This is a genomic window from Caballeronia sp. LjRoot31 (assembly GCF_964253885.1).
GTDB lineage: Bacteria > Pseudomonadota > Gammaproteobacteria > Burkholderiales > Burkholderiaceae > Caballeronia.
In genome coordinates, this window is record NZ_CAXURX020000001.1 from 1995990 (window position 1) to 2016692 (window position 20703).

19 protein-coding genes are annotated in these 20703 nt (G+C 59.9%); 9 read left to right on the top strand and 10 right to left on the bottom strand.

Going from position 1 to position 20703, the window contains the following annotated elements; all coding sequences use genetic code 11:
- The first annotated feature begins 888 nt into the window (after positions 1 to 888).
- Entirely contained in the window at positions 889 to 1176 is a 288-nt protein-coding gene (locus tag ACSQ8V_RS08850; RefSeq protein ID WP_436205466.1) for a hypothetical protein, read from the top strand.
- A 254-nt stretch (positions 1177 to 1430) separates the two neighbouring features.
- On the opposite strand, the gene ACSQ8V_RS08855 is transcribed toward ACSQ8V_RS08850, so the two are convergent.
- Both ACSQ8V_RS08855 and ACSQ8V_RS08860 read right to left on the bottom strand, forming a co-directional pair.
- A complete protein-coding gene (locus tag ACSQ8V_RS08855; RefSeq protein ID WP_436205467.1) occupies positions 1431 to 2252 on the bottom strand; it encodes a LytR/AlgR family response regulator transcription factor in 822 nt (273 codons plus the stop codon).
- A complete protein-coding gene (locus ACSQ8V_RS08860) occupies positions 2249 to 3349 on the bottom strand; it encodes a sensor histidine kinase (protein ID WP_436205468.1) in 1101 nt (366 codons plus the stop codon). The genes ACSQ8V_RS08855 and ACSQ8V_RS08860 overlap by 4 nt, the downstream gene beginning before the upstream one ends.
- A 445-nt stretch (positions 3350 to 3794) precedes the next feature.
- On the opposite strand from ACSQ8V_RS08860, the gene ACSQ8V_RS08865 reads away from it, so the two are divergent.
- Complete coding sequence (locus ACSQ8V_RS08865; RefSeq protein WP_436205469.1) at positions 3795 to 4277, top strand: N-acetyltransferase family protein; 483 nt, start codon at positions 3795 to 3797, stop codon at positions 4275 to 4277.
- A 190-nt stretch (positions 4278 to 4467) separates the two neighbouring features.
- On the opposite strand, the gene ACSQ8V_RS08870 is transcribed toward ACSQ8V_RS08865, so the two are convergent.
- Together ACSQ8V_RS08870 and ACSQ8V_RS08875 are read right to left on the bottom strand one after the other, a co-directional pair.
- Positions 4468 to 6021 carry a mechanosensitive ion channel family protein gene (locus tag ACSQ8V_RS08870; RefSeq protein WP_436205470.1) on the bottom strand — a complete coding sequence of 518 codons (1554 nt, stop codon included), beginning with the start codon at positions 6019 to 6021 and terminating at the stop codon, positions 4468 to 4470.
- A gap of 115 nt (positions 6022 to 6136) precedes the next feature.
- The gene (locus tag ACSQ8V_RS08875; protein WP_436205471.1) at positions 6137 to 6406 is read right to left on the bottom strand and encodes a hypothetical protein; all 270 of its coding nucleotides are present in this window, start codon (positions 6404 to 6406) and stop codon (positions 6137 to 6139) included.
- A 95-nt stretch (positions 6407 to 6501) separates the two neighbouring features.
- Between ACSQ8V_RS08875 and ACSQ8V_RS08880 the strand changes: the two genes are divergently transcribed.
- From ACSQ8V_RS08880 to ACSQ8V_RS08905, 6 genes are all read left to right on the top strand, one after another.
- A complete protein-coding gene (locus ACSQ8V_RS08880) occupies positions 6502 to 6768 on the top strand; it encodes a YtcA family lipoprotein (protein ID WP_436205472.1) in 267 nt (88 codons plus the stop codon).
- Positions 6769 to 6782: 14 nt separating this feature from the next.
- On the top strand, positions 6783 to 7865 hold the full coding sequence (gene mdtN, locus ACSQ8V_RS08885; RefSeq protein ID WP_436205473.1) for a multidrug transporter subunit MdtN: 1083 nt from the start codon (positions 6783 to 6785) through the stop codon (positions 7863 to 7865).
- 9 nt (positions 7866 to 7874) lie between these two features.
- Positions 7875 to 10016 carry an FUSC family protein gene (locus ACSQ8V_RS08890; RefSeq protein WP_436205474.1) on the top strand — a complete coding sequence of 714 codons (2142 nt, stop codon included), beginning with the start codon at positions 7875 to 7877 and terminating at the stop codon, positions 10014 to 10016.
- Entirely contained in the window at positions 10009 to 11496 is a 1488-nt protein-coding gene (locus ACSQ8V_RS08895) for an MdtP family multidrug efflux transporter outer membrane subunit (protein ID WP_436205475.1), read from the top strand. Before ACSQ8V_RS08890 ends, ACSQ8V_RS08895 begins: the two co-directional genes overlap by 8 nt.
- Before the next feature lie 265 nt (positions 11497 to 11761).
- Complete coding sequence (locus ACSQ8V_RS08900) at positions 11762 to 11908, top strand: hypothetical protein (RefSeq protein ID WP_436181649.1); 147 nt, start codon at positions 11762 to 11764, stop codon at positions 11906 to 11908.
- A 227-nt stretch (positions 11909 to 12135) separates the two neighbouring features.
- Positions 12136 to 13101, top strand: a complete 966-nt coding sequence (locus ACSQ8V_RS08905) for a helix-turn-helix domain-containing protein (RefSeq protein WP_436205476.1) — start codon at positions 12136 to 12138, stop codon at positions 13099 to 13101.
- Between the two features lie 312 nt (positions 13102 to 13413).
- Here the strand turns inward: ACSQ8V_RS08905 and ACSQ8V_RS08910 are convergent, their stop codons facing one another.
- The 5 genes from ACSQ8V_RS08910 to ACSQ8V_RS08930 form a co-directional block, all read right to left on the bottom strand.
- Positions 13414 to 13914, bottom strand: coding sequence for a DoxX family protein (locus ACSQ8V_RS08910; protein WP_436205477.1), 501 nt, complete (start codon positions 13912 to 13914; stop codon positions 13414 to 13416).
- Positions 13911 to 14816, bottom strand: coding sequence for an HvfC/BufC family peptide modification chaperone (locus ACSQ8V_RS08915; RefSeq protein ID WP_436205478.1), 906 nt, complete (start codon positions 14814 to 14816; stop codon positions 13911 to 13913). Before ACSQ8V_RS08915 ends, ACSQ8V_RS08910 begins: the two co-directional genes overlap by 4 nt.
- On the bottom strand, positions 14788 to 15765 hold the full coding sequence (locus tag ACSQ8V_RS08920; protein WP_436205479.1) for a hypothetical protein: 978 nt from the start codon (positions 15763 to 15765) through the stop codon (positions 14788 to 14790). Before ACSQ8V_RS08920 ends, ACSQ8V_RS08915 begins: the two co-directional genes overlap by 29 nt.
- Positions 15762 to 16700 carry an MNIO family bufferin maturase gene (gene bufB / locus ACSQ8V_RS08925; RefSeq protein WP_436205480.1) on the bottom strand — a complete coding sequence of 313 codons (939 nt, stop codon included), beginning with the start codon at positions 16698 to 16700 and terminating at the stop codon, positions 15762 to 15764. Before bufB ends, ACSQ8V_RS08920 begins: the two co-directional genes overlap by 4 nt.
- A gap of 65 nt (positions 16701 to 16765) precedes the next feature.
- Complete coding sequence (locus ACSQ8V_RS08930; RefSeq protein ID WP_436181655.1) at positions 16766 to 17098, bottom strand: BufA1 family periplasmic bufferin-type metallophore; 333 nt, start codon at positions 17096 to 17098, stop codon at positions 16766 to 16768.
- 270 nt (positions 17099 to 17368) lie between these two features.
- On the opposite strand from ACSQ8V_RS08930, the gene ACSQ8V_RS08935 reads away from it, so the two are divergent.
- Positions 17369 to 19600 carry a SulP family inorganic anion transporter gene (locus ACSQ8V_RS08935; protein WP_436205481.1) on the top strand — a complete coding sequence of 744 codons (2232 nt, stop codon included), beginning with the start codon at positions 17369 to 17371 and terminating at the stop codon, positions 19598 to 19600.
- 246 nt (positions 19601 to 19846) lie between these two features.
- Here the strand turns inward: ACSQ8V_RS08935 and ACSQ8V_RS08940 are convergent, their stop codons facing one another.
- A complete protein-coding gene (locus tag ACSQ8V_RS08940) occupies positions 19847 to 20623 on the bottom strand; it encodes an alpha/beta hydrolase (protein ID WP_436205482.1) in 777 nt (258 codons plus the stop codon).
- Positions 20624 to 20703: the final 80 nt, after the last annotated feature.

Consider the following 20703-nt stretch of genomic DNA (forward strand, 5'->3'; position numbering starts at 1 on the left):
TGAAACAGCTCAGAGAAGTATCCGAAAACCCGCATGGCTATTGGCTCTGCGGGTTTTTTATCGCCTGCGAATTTGTGCTGCCACTATGCCTCTCGCTTGAGCAGGCACATCAACGCGCGCGCCAGCCAACGGATGCTTTACGTACAACTCGTCGATCCAGCGCAGTAGCGCGAGATCTGCTGCGCTGAACGGACTCGGCGCGTAGTACCACTGGATCACCTGATGCCGACCGGCTTGACCTGCCGGGATACCTGACAAGGGACTGGCACCACCGATTATTTCCCTGTACTCAACAAGCCCGCCTTGCCGAGTGCGCGGGACAAAAAATCATTCTCCGGCGCCAATTGGCCGATCTTTGCGTTCAGTGTCTTTAGACCCACCAGCGGCTCAGTGACGGACGCGCCTACTGCGTTGAACATACCGGCCGTTCGTTCCCGCAACTGACGCTTGTATTCCGTGACCTGTCCGGATGAACCTCAAACTGCTGCACAAATCTTGCTAGCGTGCGCTCGCCACTTATTGCTGCCATTGCCACCTTTCTTTTATCTGGTTCATGATTGGCAGTCCAAATTTATTTTTCCGTTCGAATAATGCGCTTCGCTTATTAACCAGGAAGCCCTGACTTTATGAAATCAATTTTAAGTTTGGATCGTGCAGTCCGTGAGGTTCCACTGGTCCACCAAGCACCTGACAAATGACCCAAGACACCACCTAGACAAATCTGCCCGAAGACGATGAACATCCGCCGTTCGCGTGCGCGACGCGCCGTTCGTTTCTGACACGCGTGGGCCCAGCGTACTGACCTTGGTAAAGATCGGCATTCGCCTGGAGGTGTTTTCGGATTGCTGTTCCTCCCGTTGATCAATTCGGGCGAACAGGTATCGCGCGTTGGCGACGGTCGGCGCGCTCAACGGCGGAGCCGATGCCTACGCGGATGACAATGCCCCTGCGTTTCGCGACGCCGTGGCGGCAGCGCTCGAACGACCCGCGCGCCTCGATCTGGACACGCTGCGCGCCGAACAGGCGCGTCTGAAGCGCTTCAGCGATTCTCCCGACGCGCGCGATATCTGGCGTGCCTTGGGGTTCGCCGATCTGGACGCGATACCCAGCTTACCGGCCGAAGCCTTTCAAGAACAGGCGGACGCTCTCAGGCAGAATGCAGATGACGCTCGATAACATCCTCGCTTCGTTGTTCGTCGATCCACGCGAGATCAAGCTCGACGGCAACCGTCTCGCCGGCACGGGCCGCGTGCCGGATGGCCCGGCAGTTCATGTTCGATGACTTTCGCTCGCTCGATGGCGCAAGGGAATGGCTGCGAGCCTGATTTTACGATGACGGCGAGGTTTTCGTCGCACTGCGAACTATCGTGCCGGCAGTTGGTGTCGCTTCGCCGGTACGAGGAAGCGGCGCGCCAGCCGCCATGCACGTCCTATAAGCCGCGAAAGCGGTCCGCGTAAAGCCGGCTGACGACAAGACGGTCCGGGTGTTCCCGCAGCGTCAAAGTCAGTTTGCCCGATTCGTCACGTTGTGCGCTGGCGATCGCATCGCAATGCACCACCGAACCTCGATGGATCTGCCAGAACCGTTGCGGGTCGAGTCGCTGCAGCAATTCCTTCAACGGGGACCGTACCAGGTGTTCGCGTTCCGCCGTGACGACACGCACATATTTGTCGGCCGCCTCCAAGTACAGGACATCATCGACGGGCACCATCGAAATGGTGTTGCCCACGCTCGCCTGAATGATCCGCAGCGGCGCGCTGTCCTGTGCGGCATGTCCTGTCAGCGGGCTGCCGGCGGCGAGCAGTTCGCGCATCTGGATAACAATACCGCCCAGCGATGCGGGCACGTTGCTGTCGGGCGATCGTTCTTTCAGACGCTCTTTCAGGCGCTCACAGGTTTGTTCGAGCCGGGGCGTTTGCACGGGCTTGAGCACGTAGTCGAAGGCTGCGCGTTCGAAGGCTTGAACCGCGTATTCGTCGTAGGCCGTGACGAATACGATCAGCGGAAACGGCTTGCCGCCTTCGGGCCATTCTTCGGCAAGCGCCTCTGCACATTCAAGCCCGGTCATGCCGGGCATGCGGATATCGAGGAAAAGCACGTCGGGCTGGAGTCGAAGCGCCTCTTGCGCCGCACTCTGTCCGTCGCCGACGATGGCGACCATCTCCAGATCCGGCCACAAACCAAATAGTTCGGATTGCAGGTTGGCGGCCAGCAGCGCTTCGTCTTCTGCGATCAATGCAGTCGTTTTCATTTTTCATTGCTCCTTGAACATGGCAGCGTGATAACGGCAAGCGTGCCGCCATCGTTGTTTGGCGCTGGTTGCAGCGCCAGCGAGCCGGCCTCGCCATACAGCGTGAAGAGGCGCTCGCGCACCTGTTGCAGTCCGAAGCGGGCGCCATGGTGTGCTTGCGCGTCGAGGCCGACGCCCGTGTCACGGACAGTCAACACCAGATGGCCGGCGTGACGCTCGGCGGTCACGACCACGCGTCCGCCGCTGACCTTCGGTTCGAGTCCGTGCTTGATGGCGTTTTCCACCAACGGTTGCAGCAGCAACGGTGGCACCTGGTACGCCGACAACGGCTCGGGGAGATCGAGCTGAATCTTCAGGCGCGGGCCCATCCGGATCTGCATCAGCGCGAGATAGTCCGAGATACGCGCGAATTCCTCCGCTAGCGTATGAGACCCCGTGCGCGACGCAGCGAGCGTTGAGCGCAGGAAGCCAATCAGGTGATCAAGCATTCCCTGTGCGCGCAGTGAATCATGCCCGATCAGCACACGCAGATTCGCCAGTGTGTTGAAAAGCATGTGCGGTTCGAGCTGCGACTCGAGCAGCTTGAGCTGACTTTCCGCAGCTGTCCGTTGTGCGGTTTCGGCTCGCAGCTCGATCGCCGCCATCCGGTTGCGCGTGTAGAACACGTAGGTCAGGAAGCCGGTTGGCATCAACGCCACGCTGATGCTGATTATCATCGTGTGTGCGTTATGTGCCGCTGTGATCGGGGTATAGCGAATCCCGAGCAGGATATCGCCGATACGAATGCCTGCGAAGTAGCCAATCACCACGCTCACGACCATCCACGGCAGCATCCATTGCCAGCCTGGCCACTTTTGCAAGGCGTCGGCGTCGGCGTCGTTGCGTCCCTGCCGCCGCCGTTGGTACGCGAGCGTGTAGCGCCCGCCTGCCACGAGGCACTGGACGATGGCCACAACGCACGCCGCATAGACCAGATCACGCGCGAACGATTCCTGATAGATCGTGCTGTACAACCACGCGCAGCCGACCGTGGTCAGGGCATAGATCCGCAGCCTTCGCCAGAACGGCTGAAGCAGGGATAGTGTGAAAGGGGGCATGGTGTGTTTCCTGGGCAGATCGAGACGATTGTACGTTGAGGCGCCAATGGTGATGCCTGGGCGCGGTTATCTCAAGCGGACTGCGACGAACGGCCGTTTCCGGGCGCGGAACGCCGGCACAACGGTGCGATGTGCATGGACGGCGAAATACCGGGTGCGGTTGCACAGCAGGTCGGAAGGAGCTATATGCCTGTCGTGCGGCGACAGGGTCGGGCATTTCACGCCGCCGTCGCGACGTTCCGCGACAGCCATTGTCATTCTGTCGGATGCCGATAGCGGCATAGGCCAGTGTCGGACAAGATGAGCATCACCGGAACGCGCCATCGCCTTGTGAATTCAACCGGAAGCGGGCGACAATGCAATCTCAACACGCGGCACACCATCAGTAAGCGGCTTGGATACGGTGGTGCGAGCGTACTTAACTTTCTGCACCTTTCCATAAACGATGACAGACCTTCATTCGATTCGTCGCGCACGTGCTACTGACCTCCCGGCGATTTATGCCGGCGAACTCGACTATATTCGGCAGATCGAGCCAGAACAGGAGGGGCGCTGGAGGGATGGATTGTATTGGCACATCAAGCAATGGACCAACGATCTCGACCGCATGTTCATTGCGCAATCCGGCGAGGAGGCTACAGGGTATTGCTTCTGGGAGACCCAGGGTAACGTCGCCGTCCTTGCGTCGATTTACGTCCTGCGTGACAGGCGCGGTGTCGGACTCGGTCGACGGCTCCTGGCCGAGTTCATAGCCGACGCACGCGCGCGGGGTTTCGCTACGCTTACGCTTGGTGTGAAGCCGGACAATCCAGCCCGGGCGCTCTATGAAGGCGCAGGCTTTGTCTATACGCACGACAATGGCGGTTACCGTCACTACGAGTATCTGGTGGGCAATCCAACAGCAACGGTGCCGCTCGTAACGGGATAGGCAGATTAGTAGCAGTGGGGTCTCATGCTGAATCCGCCTGCAGACTAGTCGGCTAGGAAAGCATATATATCGGCACTAATCTGTTCCGTAGACAGAATGCATAGTCCACGAGATGCGCCGGGATAGACCTTTTTCGTCGAATTTCTGACTAAATCCAGCGCGGCGCGTGGCGGCTTCGCGCCGCATGTCATCAAAAAGCCGTCAGTCCAAAAAACCTCCGTATGCGGGAAAGAAGTTGTCCAGGCGCACCGATATCTCGTGTCGCACGAGCGGCTACGTTCCGATGCAGCATGTCGAGTCCCCTTCGGGCCGACTTGTCCAAAGCGACCAGCAATCCGTCATCGGTTTTCATCAAGGGCGCAATCGCTTCGTGCGGCAGCTTGTAGACCTGACAATGCGTACGAGCCGTTGCGGTTGCCGCATGAGGAGTGCCGGTGAGCAGGCCTATTTCGCCAACATATTCCCCTGCACCAATGCAACCGATCGTCTCACGGTTGCCTTTTTCCTCTCTTGTTATTTCGATAATGCCAGAGGCGATTACATTCAGTGAAGTTTCGACCTCTGCTTCGGTGAACAATTTTTCGTTAGGCTCCAGATGACGTGGGATAAGTTTTTCCGCCAGTTTTTCAACTTGCGCGTCAGTAAGGGACTCGAACAAAAGCAAGTCTCGCAGCAGCTTGTGCGGCATTGTCATGACAGCATTAGATGACGGGTCGCGAGGCGCCGTCATGGGCACGACTTCGTCAAGAAATCCGGCATAGAGCAATTGCCGCCTTGCCGCCCTGAGCAGCGTATCTTTCGTCGAAGCAATTGATAGGGTGCCCGCTACATGAAACGACACTCGATATAGCGTGTTCCTGCGGCCGAACTGAACCATGACAGCGCCGGGCGCAGGCTTGTGCAAAATGTCCGGACACAGCAGCGTGGCATTCAGGAGCGTTTCGATGACCCGCTCAGGCAATGCGCTCGCCGGGCACCATACGTCAACTGACGCCGCGCGCCGCAAACTCGGGTAGCTCCGGTTGATAATCTCGGCTTTGGCGACGATGCTGTTCGGGATGGTGACAATATCGTCATCGTCGGTGTGGATTCGAATCGAGCGCCAATTGACCTGGACAATCTGTCCTTCCAGCATGTCGCCGATCTTGACCCTGTCGTCGACGCTGAACGGCGCTTCTATGCCGACGGCGATACCCGCGAAGACATCGGCCAATGTGTTTTGCAGCGCCAAACCAATGAAGATCGCGACGACGCCGGAAGTGGCCACCACGCCTGTGACGGACAACGCAAACACAGAATCCATCACCACGATACCGGTGACAATATAGATGGCCGTTGCTGTCAGGTCGGAGAAAAGACGTGCTTCCCGGGAACGCTGGTCTCTATGTAAGGCGAACCAAAGCAGAGAGACGACAAGCCGCGCGCCAAGTACCCACCACGCTCCTCCAACGAAGCGGATCGCTATTTCCCCTGAGCTCAGGTGCCCATGTGGCGCAGCAAAGATCGGAAACACGTCTTGCCGATCCAGGTAAATACTAAGGATGACGAAGCAGATAAGATCAAAGCCAGCACGAATTCGCCTTGACCAATGCCTCAGGCTCATTGACGCGGCGATCGTTATGACGATCAGGATCACTGCCGGAATAACTGTCGGGGCCATTTTGTCCATTCTCGATGGGATACCGATGCCAGTGTACCCGTGGCGAACGAGAGCGTCGTGGCGCTTGCCAACCTTGTCGAACAAGTGTCCGGAACTCCATGACGTGCCCGGTCTGGAAGTTTTCAAAAAATCGATTGGCCTTGCGCTTGTTTCATGCGGTTCGCAGAATATCGGTCTGCATCGAAGGAAACGACCGTCCTCAGCGAGTCGATCTCGCGATATTTGTCTGAGATCGACAAGTCGATTTTATGACTTTTAACGGGTAAGCTAAGACGGTGCGGCAGTTGAGATTGCGAGCGCAAAAGATCATCATGTCGCGTTGCGTGACCGCCTTGCGGGTTAATCTGCTTTCCAGGAGATTTGTCATGTCGAAGGTATCGACGACCGAGGCGAACGCCACGCTAAGCCAGCAGAAGCTGCCGGTGAAAGTCGTGATGGTTTTTTTTGTTCCTCCGTCCGGATCGCGCATGATAGCGTGCTCAACGCGCAAAGCGCTGAGCCGCAACGGCGAACGCTATGTTCGAGCCGCCACACGCATCCAACGCTCATCAGGGAGAACATGCAATGAGGTCGTCCGGCACTGTGGCCACTGCGGTACTTGTGAGCATGTGCGTGACCGGTTGCTCCCGGTCGCCGTCGGTCAACGTGCTCGGTGCGTACTTCCCTGACTGGCTGTTCTGCATCATCGCCGGCGTAGTCCTTACAATCATATTTCATGTCATCGTGCAACGCACTCACCGTGGCCTCTGGTTCGGGCCGCCGGCGCTGGTCTATCCGGCGCTGGTCACGTTGCTCGCGCTCGTTGTCTGGTTGATCTTTTTCCAACATTGAGCGGGGATGAATCGATGACAACAAGTGCAAACAAGCCACCGCGCAAGATATGGCCCGCCATCGTTCTGGTGCTGGTGACGCTGCTGGTGCTGATCCTCGTGATCTGGATGCTGGACAGGTCGCCGCGCACCGACGACGCCTACGCGTACGCCGATACCATCGACGTGGTGCCCGAGGTCAGCGGGCGCATCGTCCAGTTGGCAGTGCGTGACAACCAGGCCGTCAAGCAGGGCGACCTGCTGTTCCAGATCGATCCGCGACCCTACCAGGATGCACTGGCGCGCGGCCAGGCAACGCTGGTTGCGCTCGACAAGCAGATCGCATTGACGCAGCGCAGCGTCAATGCGCAGCAGTACAACGCCGAGTCGGTGCGGGCAGCGGTCGAGGGTGCGCGGGCTGCGGCCACCCAGGCCGGCGACACGTTGCGCCGCACTGAGCCGCTGTTGCCGCAAGGTTACGTGTCCGCCGAGGATGTCGACCGGGCGCGCACCGCGCAACGCGCTGCCCAGGCGCAACTGAGTGCGGCGCAACTGCAGGCGCAGCAGGCCGCGGCGGCTGTCAGCGGGGTCGATGCGCTGGTCGCGCAGCGCGCCGTCGCGCTGGCCGAGATATCGCTGGCTGAATTGAACATCGAATACACGACAGTGCGCGCGCCGTTCGACGGGCGGGTCGTCTCGCTGAAGTCCTCCACCGGGCAGTTCGCGTCCTCACTCAAACCGGTCTTCACGCTGATCGATACGCGGCACTGGTACGTGGTGGCGAATTTCCGCGAGACCGAACTCACGCATATTCGCGCCGGCACGCCCGCTACGATTTATTTGCTGAGCGATACGGGCCGGCGTTTTCACGGCGCCGTTGACTCGATCAGCTACGGCGTCTCGCCGGACGAAGGTGGCCTCGCGTTGCCGGGCGGTCTGCCGCGCATCGAGCGCACCCTCAACTGGGTACACGTCTCGCAGCGCTTCCCGGTCAAGATTCTGATTGAGCGACCCGATCCGGAACTGTTCCGCATCGGCACGTCGGCGGTTGCCGTGCTGCAACCCGACGCCGTGCCCGCGCGCGGCAACGACGGGCAGGCTCATGGCCAGGCCAACTGAGACGTCGATATGAACGCGACCGACTATCTGCCCGGCAGCCTCGTCGACGCGCACCGCTTTTTGCGCGGCCAACTCACAGCCTATCCGGGGCGCACCAACGTGATGCTGCGCTGCGTGCTGGCAAGCGCCATTGTCATTGTCACGTCGATGACCCTTGAAGTCCCCTTGCTGGCGCTTTCGCTGCTGGTCGTGTTTTACGTCACGCAGTCGAATGTCGTGATCACACGGCTGGTGGGCATCATGTTTATGCTCGGTTCGACGATGGCGATCGGCCTCTCGATCCTGCTATTGAAATTTACGTTTGATTATCCGCTGATGCGCATTGTCGCGGCGAGCCTGTTGTTCTTCGGCAGCGTGTACCTGATGCGTATCCTGAAGATCGGCATCGTGTTTTTTATCGTCGCGATCGTCATTATCTACGTGCAGAGCTTCGTCGACCAGACGGATGAGGCCGAGCTATTGATCCGCGGCGTGCTTTGGGTATGGGTGGCGGTCAACTATTCGATCGTGCTGACGCTGGTGATCAATACCTTCTTCTTGCCAGCCGAACCGCAACTTCAATTGAAGGCTGAAATGCACCGGCAACTCACCGCGGTCGACGCGCGTCTTTCGCACCTGCTCGACGGCGGTCCGGCGCCCGAACCTGTCACGCCGATCGCAATTCAGCAAGGCTCGTTGGCGCTGCAGAAGTTGCTCAAATTCACTGCGATGCGTGACGCTCGCTATCGCGAGGAAAGCACGTACCAACTGGCCTGCATTGCCACGGTGTCGCGCCTGTATGGTGCGGCCCGCGAACTGCCGTCAGACCCGTCAGAGGTATCCGTGGCCGCGCGGGGCGCACTGTATGAACTGCGCGAGAATTGCCGTGCGCTCGACGGGGCCATTGCCGCAGATCAAGCGTACCGCGCGGTACATCGGGCGACGCTTGCGCCCGGCGACGTTGTAAGTCCCCACGGCGCTGCGGCAGAGATGCAACGCGCGCTGAACGCATTCGACGATCTTGCCGCACGCGCCGGTTCCGGTGACGGTACGGCCGCCAAGGAACCGATGGTCGTACCCGACGCCTTCAGCAATCCTGCGTATGTGCGCTTTTCGCTGAAGACGCTGCTGGCAGTGCTGGTGTGCTATGTCTTCTACAACGCCACGGACTGGCAAGGCATTCACACGATCATGCTGACCTGCCTGATCATTGCGTTGCCGAGCCTGGGTGCATCGACACAGCGCGCGATATTGCGGATCGGCGGTGCCCTCGTCGGCAGCGGCTTGGCGCTCTTCATGGTGGTGTTCGTGATTCCCCATCTGGACAGCATCGTTGGTTTGCTGTTGATGTCGTTGCCGGTCATCGCGCTGGGTGCATGGGTGTCGGCCGGATCGGAGCGCATCAGCTACGCCGGGGTGCAGATCGCGTTCACCTTCTCGCTGGCGCTGCTCGAAAAGTTCGGACCGACCAGCAATCTCACCGAGATTCGCGATCGCATGGTCGGGATCCTGTTGGGTGTGGGTGTTTCGACGCTGGTCCAGATGTCATTCTGGCGTGAAGGAGAGGGCGATGTACTGCGGCAAAAGCTGGCAACGATGCTGCGCTCGGTGAGTGTGCTCCTGCGCGCGAATCTTGCCGATGGTGCACCGCCAGCGGAGTTGCCGTATGCCCAGCAACAATTGCAGACGTGGGCCGCGCTCGCCGATTGCGAGGCTGTGCTGGCGCGGGTTGCGGTAGAGCCGAACTGGCAGGAGGGCGTGCATGCGCAATTGACGCTGCGGGCGCAAACGGTTCTGGCCCAAGGGCGTGAAATCATGCTGGCCGGTAATGCGCTTCACAATGCGGTGAGCGCTCAGGCTGCATTGATGCGCAGTGAAGTTCGCGATGCCGCGCGCGCCATTCAGGAGCAGGCTGCCGCCCGGCTAGCTGCTTACGCGGACGATCTCAGCGCCAATCCGCCGGCCGCGCAGGCGCTGCCTCGGCTCTCGCTGGGCCTGCTGGAGCAGCCGGGTTTGCGCGACATCGACCAGGGCGCCGCAGACGCTGACCTTTACCACACACAGCCTGCGGTTTGCGCACGCACCCTCATTGATCAGTTGTCGGGGCTGCCGGACTGGCGTGCCCCGGATTCCGCTCCCGTGGTTCCGCGTGAGTCTCATCAGAATGATTAAGCGAGAGCACTTCACTCCACCGTTGTTTCTCCGCCGCGCCGTACTGACTGCGTTAATCAGTGGCGGACTCGCCGGCTGTGCGCTGATTCACCACGACGGCAAGCCGATCGACGCGATCCGGCCCGAACAGATCCGTCTCGCCGACGACATCCATCTGGCGCGCGATGGCTGGCCGTCCGCGCGTTGGTGGACCGCGTACGGCGATCCGCAGCTCAACGGCCTGATCGAGCGTGCATTGGCCGATGCACCGACCATGCTGATTGCGCGCGGCCGGGTGGCGCAGGCGCAGTCGGATGTCGAACTGGTCAAGGCGGGCACGAATCTTCAGGTAACGGCGCTCGGCGCGATCGATCGTGAGCACGTCTCGGGAAATGGTTTTCTCGGGCCGTTCGCGTTGAACGTACCGGCGGAGGGTTTCACCGGACCGTGGTACACCTCCGGGATCGTTGGCCTTGGCGCGAGCCTCGACGTCGATCTGTGGGGGAAGCAGCGCGCCCAGGTGGCCGCGTCGTTGGGCGTACACAATGCGCGGCTTGCCGAGCTGGCCGCGATCGAACTGGAAATCTCCACGGACGTTGCCCAGTTATACTACGGAATCCAGACCACCTATCAGGTCATCGATTTACTGGGGCAATCGCGTGAGGTCGCGGCATTCGCCGTCGAGACGCATCAGGCGCGAGCGGCCCGTGGACTTGAACCGCAGACCCAGACTCAGGAGGCGCGAGCGGGATTGCTGGCCGTGCAACAACAGATCGTCGTGGCGCAAGGGCAGATCAAGCAGTTTCGTGAATCGTTGCGAGCGTTGATTGGAGCTGGCGCGGACGATCTGCCGGTGATCCAGCCGGTGCCTCTGCCGCCATTGCAGGCGGGTTTGCCGTCCACCCTCTCGTACGAGCTGCTGGCGCGGCGTCCGGATCTGCAGGCGATGCGCTGGTATGTGCAGGCCTCGTTCGATCGTATCGACGCGGCAAAAGCGGCGTTCTATCCAAGTTTCGATATCAAGGCGTTTTTCGGCGTCAACGCGCTACATTTGGCAGACCTGTTCACGCATGCGAGTCAGCAGATCAATCTGATTCCCGGTCTTTATTTACCTATTTTCGATGGCGGTCGTCTCAACGCGAACCTTGGTGGCGCGCGGACTGCGAGCAATACGCTGATCGAGCAATACAATGAAGCTGTGCTTAACGCAGTTCGCGACGTCGCGGCGACGGGCAGCCGGTTGCAGGACCTGGACACGGAAGCTGAACTCCAGACGCAGAAAACGCAGGCAGTTTCCTTTGCGTCGCAGAGTGCTGAGGGGCATTACCGCAGTGGCTTGGGTAGCCGGTTTACCGCGACGCAAGCGCGCGAGCCCTTGATCGAGGAGCGGCTCGCGCTGCTTAAGATTACCGGCCAGCAACTGAGCGGAGAAATCACGCTGACCAAGGCTCTGGGCGGGGGATATAAAAGCGATCCGGGCGTTGCGTTGACGCCGCGCTGAACGCGCGTGCGTCGGCAAGAAAAGGGCCCAGAATCTGGTTCTGGCGACAATCTGAGCTGGCTGCGCCATGATTCGACTACCGCCTTCGGTCGGCGATTGCCGCGGCGGCAGTGCGGACACCGCCGCAGTTTCGCGACGGTCAGTTTTCCAGAAAGACTGGCAGGTCCTGGTTGACCTGATATGCATTGACCACGCACATGCCGTGTGAACCGCCCAGTCTTTCCTTCGTTTCCTCGCGCTATCGATCAACGGGATGGGGTCGTTGGTGTATATCAATCTTCGGGGAAAGCCTATAGCGCAGCGGAAATACGACGTCGAGTTCGTCAAGGCCGGCTCCAACCTGAAGGTGGTCGCGCTTGGCCTGATCGACCGTGAGCATGTTTGGTCGAATTCAGAAATCCGTAACTTGTGACAGAATAAAATAGTGGGGTCGTTGCAGGAAACTGGAGTTTGGCGTGTTCGGCGTGGCTGACAGACGTGGCTAACGGAGTAGCGGATTAAGGGGGGCGCTAATGATCACCAGCTTCACATCGGACAGGGCAGCGGGGCGACAGTCCTTGGGAGTAGGGGCCAGTTGCCATGGAAAAACTTCCGCGGCCGGGAGACGGCATTTGCGACCCATCGCCCGCAAATAAAGCCATGGCTCAGAGCGTCCAGTCATCGCCATGCCGTGCGAAATTGATCTCCATTGACGAGATACTGAACGCGCGGCCCCAGCGGCCGATTGCAACCACCCGCGAGCGCGGTTGGAATGGCTTGACGGCCGATCTTCATCGGCCCTACTTCGGTTGCGCCGAAAGCTACGCGGGTCTCGACCATCACCTGATCTGTTATTGCCCCTCGGGAAGCGCCAAGCTGGTCCAGACCCGCGCCGGAGCCATTCATGCGAGCGTCATCACGGCCGGCACCTCCTACATCATGCCCGCCGGTTACGACTCGACGTGGGAGGGGGATTCAGGATTGTCCGCAAGGCTACGCATTCCGACATCGCTTGTCGCGTGCGCGGCGGAGCAGTTGGGCCAACGAAAAGGCCAGGTGGAAATCCGCAATGTGTTTCAAGTGCGCGATCCTGTGATCGAGCGGCTCGCGCAGACGCTGCTTATGGAAATGGACAGGCAAGCGCACCCGGTCCAGGTGTTGATCGCCGATGCAATATCGACAGCCCTGGCAGCCCACATGCTGCGGAGCTACAACGTATTCGAGGCGGTGGAGTGCTCGCCGGAGCGTGCGCTTGGCAAGCTCGAAATTGTCCGATTGACTGAATTTATCGAAGACAATCTGGGCCGGACAATCAGCCTTGAAGATCTGGCGTCGGTAGTGAACGTGAGCCGGTTTCATTTCAGCCGTTTGTTCAAACGCAGCACCGGTAGCACGGCCATCAGCTTTGTGGAGCAGTGTCGAATCCGCCGGGCTCAATCGCTGATTACCGACACCGACCTGCCGCTCGCGGAGATTGCGTTGGTGGTGGGCTTTGTCGACCAAAGCCATTTCACCCGACGATTTCATCGTCATGTCGGGTGCACCCCCGCAGTCTTCGCGCGCGAACAGGGGCGACGGCGTTCAGGGCTGCGAACGGCGCAGTCGAACGGCAAGGGTCGACAATAACGGCGATTATTGCCGTAGAGCGTGCCCTTCGCGAAACGGGAAGGAGACGGAATACGCCGACCTTTTCTCGCAGGCCGGTGCGCGGCTCATCGCCCACTATCGTGAACAGATCGAATTTTCGCCGCCATACAGGGATCGGCGCGAGGTGCGGCTTGCAGATCGACGAAATCGAAAAAAGTTGCGCCTCCGTGCCCTCGGTGTGTCCATTGTTTTCCTCTGGAAAATTGTAAACGCGATAAATAATTTGGATAACTTATTAATTTAATGAAACTCACCACGGAAACTGACAGATCCAACGACATTGCGGTTAAGTCAGATATCCCGTGCATATAACCAGCGTTTTATCAAGCGATCCAGCGACAGAGGTCCTGGACCGAGCGCCATGATCCCGACGGCGAGCGACGCCCAATACAGATGGAAATTCGCCCAGCCGTCGGGGAACACCAATTGAATTACCCCTGTCATGACCAGCAGGGCGAGTGCCGCGAACCTGGTCGCGAATCCCAGAACGAGCAAAGCGGGCAGCGTTATTTCCGCGACGGCAACTATAAGTGCAACCGTGTCAGGCGCTGGAAAACCGTAGGCTCCGCCGAAGAGGTGAACTTTGAATTGATTCTCGAACAGGAAGAGCGTTGCCGGCGAGATGGACAGGAAACCGTCCCATCGAGTAAGACCAGACCGGAAGAACGGAAGCGCGAGAGCAATCCGCATCATTGGCGGAGCGAGTACTGACCCGAGCGCCTGGATTTTCGCCAGAGCCGCGCGAATCAGCAGTGCGAAACGGCCTTTCGTCCGTGCGTGAACCTGACTCATGCGACCCTCGCAATCGTGCTGAACTCAGAACCTTCTCGCACGTTCCATCCGACGATCATATTCATCGCGAATAGATCTCGAAGCGCGCCGGCCAGGTCGAAATCGCAATCTGCGTCGAGTGCGAGAGCCGCTGCATCGGCCACCGATGCTCCGGCCGCGAGGCCCATGATGAAAGTCGCTGCGCCAACAGGCAACCGGCGAACCTCGACCTCGGCAATGGGGCGTACGACAAGAGCACTCTCGCCGCCGCTGCAGATGTCGATTGCAGCAGGCTCACCCGCATCGATATTCATCAGCCATATCTGGACGACGGGAAAAGACGACCGTACTACGCGTACGGAGGGATGCAGCGCAAAACCAATCTGCGGAAGACTTCGGGAATCGATCGTGGCAAGCGGGGCGGGGTCGGCCGGCGGCGCCTCTGCGGCGTGATACGCCTCCACCCATGCGCGCTCGAGCCGGGCGACATCAGGCAGATACGGCACGCTCTTCGCGGGATCAAACCTTTCGATGAAATCCGGGAACGTTTCGCCGTAGTCAAGCATGACAGGAGACCTCGGTGGTTCGAGCGCGACGTAGACGCGGGCCATCGCCGCGAAGAAGTCGTGGCCGACGATGCGGCACACAGCGGGATAGGCCGCCTTCAGCGCCTCGACGAGACCCGCTACGACATTGTTCCGATACACGTTGAAGCGTTTTTCGCTGGGTTCCCGATCTGGGCCGATCAGACCGCGAGGGACAGGCATGTTGGGATCCAATAGCGCCGCAGCGAAGTTCCTCTGCCGTTCGCACAGGCAATCAGCATTCAAGCCGGCGCTGCCACCCAGCGGTCTGGCGGACACTTGAAGTGTTTTCTCGCGTGTCATTGCGCTCTCACGAACGAAGCGGGCGTTGAACGACATTCGTCCAGAGCTCGCGGAGACTGTCGACACCGCCGGCAGTTGAACTCCAGAGTGTGGTATCGCTAACGAGGAGGCTACCGTTGAACGTTTCTGGCCGAGACTGCAGGAGGGCATCGAACGTCGTGCGGTCACGCGTAAAGGGATGCGGCGGTGCGGTAGGGTCGATCCGCTGACGGGCCAGCACGTCGAGTTTTTCGACAGCCTCGCCGAGACGCTCCAGTTGCGGCAGATGCGGATGCAGATTGAACGTGCTGACCCTCTCAAGCAGACCTAATCGATCAAGTTTTGTATCGGCCTCAATTGGCGCCGGGGAACCGTCTGCTTCGGGCGCTGGCCTGAGTCCAAAGCGATTTTCCACCGCTACGCCGAGACCCGCCAGCAGCGAGCGCGCCAGGCTGCCGAACTGTTGCCGCGGCGGAATCGTCTTGTCGCCGTGATGCTGGAATTCTGCAATCTGACGTTGCAGATGCTCGCCTTCCGGCAGGTCCGTTACATCGCCAATGTCGTGATGCGGACAGATGAAGGCGAGATGGTCGCTGTGTCCAAGGAACGTGCGGACCGCTTCTATTTCCGCGCTTCCCGCTGTCTGAGCTGTTCTAAGCGAATCGAAACTGATGACAATCAGCGTGTCGACGCCGCTCAGAAGGCGCGCATCGAGCGGTGTGAGTGTCCCGTCGTCCGTGACACGCTCGATCTCCGTGACGCGCTGACCAGTCAGCGCTGCCGCCAGATCGACGAAGGCGGTGAAGTTGCGCTTCATGATGTGGTCGAGGAAACCAGCAATGCTCTGGTCAAACTGATGCGGGTTTGAGAATTCATTGAATCTCGGAAAACCCATCCTGCGACTTTCGAAGAGCGCCGGAAACCGATCTTCGATCACATGGAGAGGCGCGCCGTTCTCGCCTGGCCGGCTCCACGCGTAATAGACAAGGACTTGCCGCTTGATCATGTTGTCTGTCCCTCTGTGATGGGGTGTTGGGTGATGAAGGACGGCCGCCTGTATGCGTGGTCGACACCTGCCGCTTGGGTGGCTGCCTCAATGACGGCGTCAGCTCGCTCGGCTTCCGCCTTGAGCGTTGACCACTCGGGTATGTTCGCGTCCCATTCAATCAATGTGGAAACCGGACCGGTCCCTTGGATCACTCGTGCGAAGAGGTCCCACACGATGTCGGCGACGTGACGGTCGTGGGTATCAATAAGCAGCGGACGATTTTTTTCGTCTGTCTCCTGTGCGTGGCCGGCCAGATGGATTTCTTGCACGGCCGCGAGCGGGTAGCCATCGATATATGCAAAAGGGTCCCACTGTTGATTGATCGACGCAACGTAGACGTTATTAACGTCGAGTAAAAGACCGCATCCCGTCCGTTGTACGACGGCCGTAATGAAGTCGATCTCGGCGTACGTGCTTTCCTCGAAGGCCAGATAGGTAGAAGGATTTTCCAGCAACATCTGCCGGCCGAGGGCTTCTTGCACCTCGTCGATGTGATCCACGACGCGTGCCAGGCTCTGTGCGGTGTACGGAACCGGCAGCAAGTCGTTGAGAAAACCGCAGTCGTGGCTGGACCAGGCAAGGTGCTCGGAAAACAACCCCGGTGCATAGCGAGCGACGAGTTCTTTCAGGCGTTGCAGGTGATTCCGGTCGAGAGGACGGTCTGCACCAATCGACAAGCCGACACCATGTACGGATAGAGGATAGGACTCGCGTATGACCGACAAAAAGCGGTGCGGAGGGCCGCCTGCGCCCATATAATTTTCTGCATGAACCTCGAAGAAACCGACGTCCGGCCGTGATTCGAGAATCGTGCGGTAATGTTCGGCTTTAAGCCCAACCCCGGCGCGCAGAGGTAGCCGCCGTTGGGTATCAAGAGAGTGTGACTCTGACATAGCCGGCCGTTGTTGCGGTTAGAGCTGCGGGGCCGGGCCCGACGGCGCCCGGCCACTGATCGATCTTAGGCCTTGGGAGACAGGCTTCCGGGCCCACTCGGCGTGGAGATGGTTGTGCAGGTTCCTTTGGGCACCAGCTTGAATGCGTTGCCCTGATAGTCAGTCGCGCTCGTCCCGGCGCAGGTGGTGCCTGCACCTGCATAACAGTCGTTTTGCCCCTTCAGGGCCGTGCCGAAACATGGCTCGACTTTGCCCGACTTGACGAGCGCCGTATGCTCGGCCTGAATCTTCTTTTGTGCCGCGGTGAACTCCTGTGCACTCGCAGAGGTGGCCGTCAATGCGGCAAGGGCGGCGGCAAATGCACCGGCGACGAGAGTGGTGGTTTTGTAATCGGCCATGCGTTTTTCTCCGACGTTAAAAGAGAGCAGCGATCTAAAGACATAGCGACAAAGCTGATGCTCGTGAGTACGGTATGGACAACGGTCATGCCGGGCCCCGCCCTGGTATGCGAGCGATGGTGAGACGCAGCACAGTCAGCATACGGAATCGGAGTCAGCGGAAGATTGCACGGTCTTGCGCCATTTGGTATTGGATTGCGCTCAACGAGCGCAGAGCAGCGGTTCGAACAGGCGGGAAACGGCTTTAATTGGCCAAGAGGGGCGGCGAATATGAAATCAGCGCGTCTCCGATCAGTAGCCCGCGACGCTACCGGCGCCCTTGCGGGCGCGTTGACCGTCGTTCCCATCATCCTCAGTTGTGGCGCCGTGCTGTACGAAAGCATGGGCCCGGCCTGGGTGACGGCGGGCATATCGGCTGCCTTTGTCGCGGCGGTGGTGGCGGCCATCGTCACGGCGCTGCTGGGCAAGACGCCGTTGCACATGAATTCACCGAAAACCACGCATGCCGCCATTTTGTCGGGGTTGATCGCAAGCGTGGCGACGGACCCATCGTTTGCGGCCGCAAATGCCAGTGAGGGCGGCGCGCTCATCCTGGTAGCGTGCACCGCGTTGCTGGTTTCCGGCATCGTTCAGACGATTCTGGGCGCCTCCCGCCTCGGCCTGCTCGTCAAGTTTGTTCCGTATCCGGTGCTCGCGGGCTTCATCAATGGGTTTGCGATCCAGATCATCCTGAATCAACTCCCCCGCGCCCTGGATATCGATGGGCCGCAAGAACTGCTGCGGGCGTTCAACGGCACGGTGCCGGTCAACTGGTGGGCTTTGGGACTCGCCCTCGTGTCCGGTGCATTCGTTATCCTCGCGAAAAAGAGAAGCGGGCCTGTTCCAGCCGCATTGATCGGTCTTTGTGCCGGGACCGCACTTCAGATGTTGTGCTTGCGGCTTGTTCCAAACGATGATCTGGGCGCCACGATCGGAACGCTACCGCCCGGCGTACCGCTGATCTTGCGCATTACCGACATCCTGAACTTCATCAGGTCCGCAGGCTTTCGCAATCACGCCGCGGTGATACTGGCGACCGGCATCACGATTGCCCTCGTGTCGTCAATCCAGTCCCTGCTGAGCATCTCGAGCACCGAACAACTCTTCGGGGCCCGCCACAACAGCAATCGCGAACTGGTCGTGCAAGGCGTCTCGAACATCGCGTCGGCCTTGTTCGGCGGTGCGCCGAGCGGCGGATCGCCCAACATTACCCGCATCGTCCATGCAAGCGGAGGACGTACCGGCGTGGCCAACTTCGCGTACGCATGTGTGCTGCTGGCGCTGTCCTATGGGTTGAACCGGGTGGTCGGCCAGATTCCACTCTCGGTCATGGCCGGCGTTGTGATCGTGACCAGCGCGGAGGCGATGGACAAGTGGACGCATCAACTGCTGCTCGCCGTGGGTTATGGCGGCCATTCTTCGACCCGTTGGGAGATTTTTCTTAACCTGGCGATGGTGTTGGTCGTGACCGTGCTGGTCGTCTTTACCAGCGTACTGGTTGCGCTGGGTGTGGGTTTCGCTGCTGCGTTGATCGCGTTCATCTATCGCTCGAATGCCCAGATGATTCGCCGCATACACCACGCCACGCAGCTTCGCTCCAGAACGCGACGCTCGCGTGCTTCGCTTGAAGCGCTTGGCCAGCATGGTCGCCGGATCGCTGTCGTTGAACTCAACGGTCCGCTTTTCTTCGGCTCGGCGGAGAGGGTGGAGCGAGTGGTCGGCGATGAATTATCCGGCAGCGACTGGGTGTTGCTCGACCTGAAACGCATCAGCCATTTCGACAGTAGCGGCGTATTGATGTTGAAGCGACTCGATGAACTGCTGGTCAGGTCCGGCAGGCGCCTGTTTTTCGCACCGCTTCTCGCCGGTGGGCGCCGGCGGAAGTTTCTGGCGGAATGGGGGCTGACGAAGCCGGAAGCCGAGTTGCGCGTATTCGAAAGCACGGACGTCGCGCTATCGCAGGCTGAAGACGAACTGCTCGACCAGTTGGCCGCGCAGGAAAGCGATCAGCAGAGCGATCAGGAGATGGACCTGGCGGCTTTTCCGGTGACTCAGGACATGAATGATGACGAGCGGGCGCTGCTGATCAGCCTGACGACACGCAGGACATTTGCCGCCGGCGATGTCGTGCTCGGACGCGAGGACGCGCGTGGTGGTTTGTTACTGCTGACGCGAGGCCGGCTGAGTGCTCTCTGGGAAAAGGACGGCAAGGCGTTGCGTGCTGCCAGTTACCGGGCCGGCATGGCGCTCGGCGAAATACCGTTGATGCTGGAGCGGCAGCGCCTGTTAAAGCTTGTGGCCGATACGCCCGCTGTCTTGCTGGAGTTATCGCCGGACGCGCTCGCACATTTGCGCACGACGATGCCGGGCCTTGACGCGAAAATGATGCGGAATTTGAGCATTGAAATTGGCTATCGCCTTTGCGACTTGCTGGAGACGCTGAGAGATATCGAGGGCGATTGAGCGGCGCGCTTTCGCTGCTGCGCCTCGCAAATTGTTCCGGCAGCAGGGCGATGAGCAGTCTTTCGCAAAAGGTGTACACGGACAGCAGCGAGCCTGCTCGATCGATGTATTCCAGGCTGCCCGGCCATCCGCATAGGGTGACTCTTTCAACACGACTCCTCGTAAGTGGCCGCCGTGGCCGCGTCGGTCCGCAACGGCGAAAGCGGATCGGCGACGTATGAAAACGTCCCGACCGCTTCTGCCCAATCATCGTGCGGAACCGGCTGCTGCCTGTTCGATCAGCTTCGCGACCTCGACGGGATGCGACATATAGGCAACGTGGCTCGAGTTGATCTCGACCGTCTTGCTCCCTGCGCGCTTCGTCATGAAGCGTTCGAGGTCGGGATTGATTGCGCGGTCCGCCGTTGCGACAACTGCCCAGCTCGGCTTCGTTTTCCACGCCGGGCTGGAGATGGGCACGCCAAACGACTGGGCCGCCGGCATCACCTGCGAGAGCGCCATGAACTGCGCTTCGGCTGCCGGCACGTCGGCGGCAAAGTCGGCGTGGAACATGCTCTGATCGAGATACAGATAGCCGTCCGCCGTCGCCTTGATCGCCTTGGTTGCAGGAGGCGTCTTTTTGGTCAGGTCCAGGGGGCTTTCGCCGGCATCGGGCTGGAATGCGGCCACATAAACGAGGCCCGCGACCTTCGCGTCGTTACCGGCCTCGGTGACCACCGCACCGCCATAGCTGTGACCGACGAGGATGCTCGGCCCGTCCTGTGCATCCACCACGCGCGTGGTTGCCTTGACGTCATCCGCGAACGAGGTTTCCGGTTCTTGTACGACGGATACCTTGTAGCCGTCGCGCGTCAGGATTTTCGACACCGCCTGCCAGCCCGAGCCATCTGCGAAGAAACCATGAACCAGCACGATATTCTTGACCGGCGCGACGGGGGCTGCCGTCGCGGCGTGCGAACCCAGGGCGGCGAAGGACAAGGCCAGTGCGGCGGCGATGCGGGTAAAACGCGAGGCTGTTTTCATTTCATGCTCCAAAAAGTTAGGTAAGGAAAGGATCGACGGCTGTTCGTCAGTCGGTATAGTCATCCTACTAGTTGGATGGT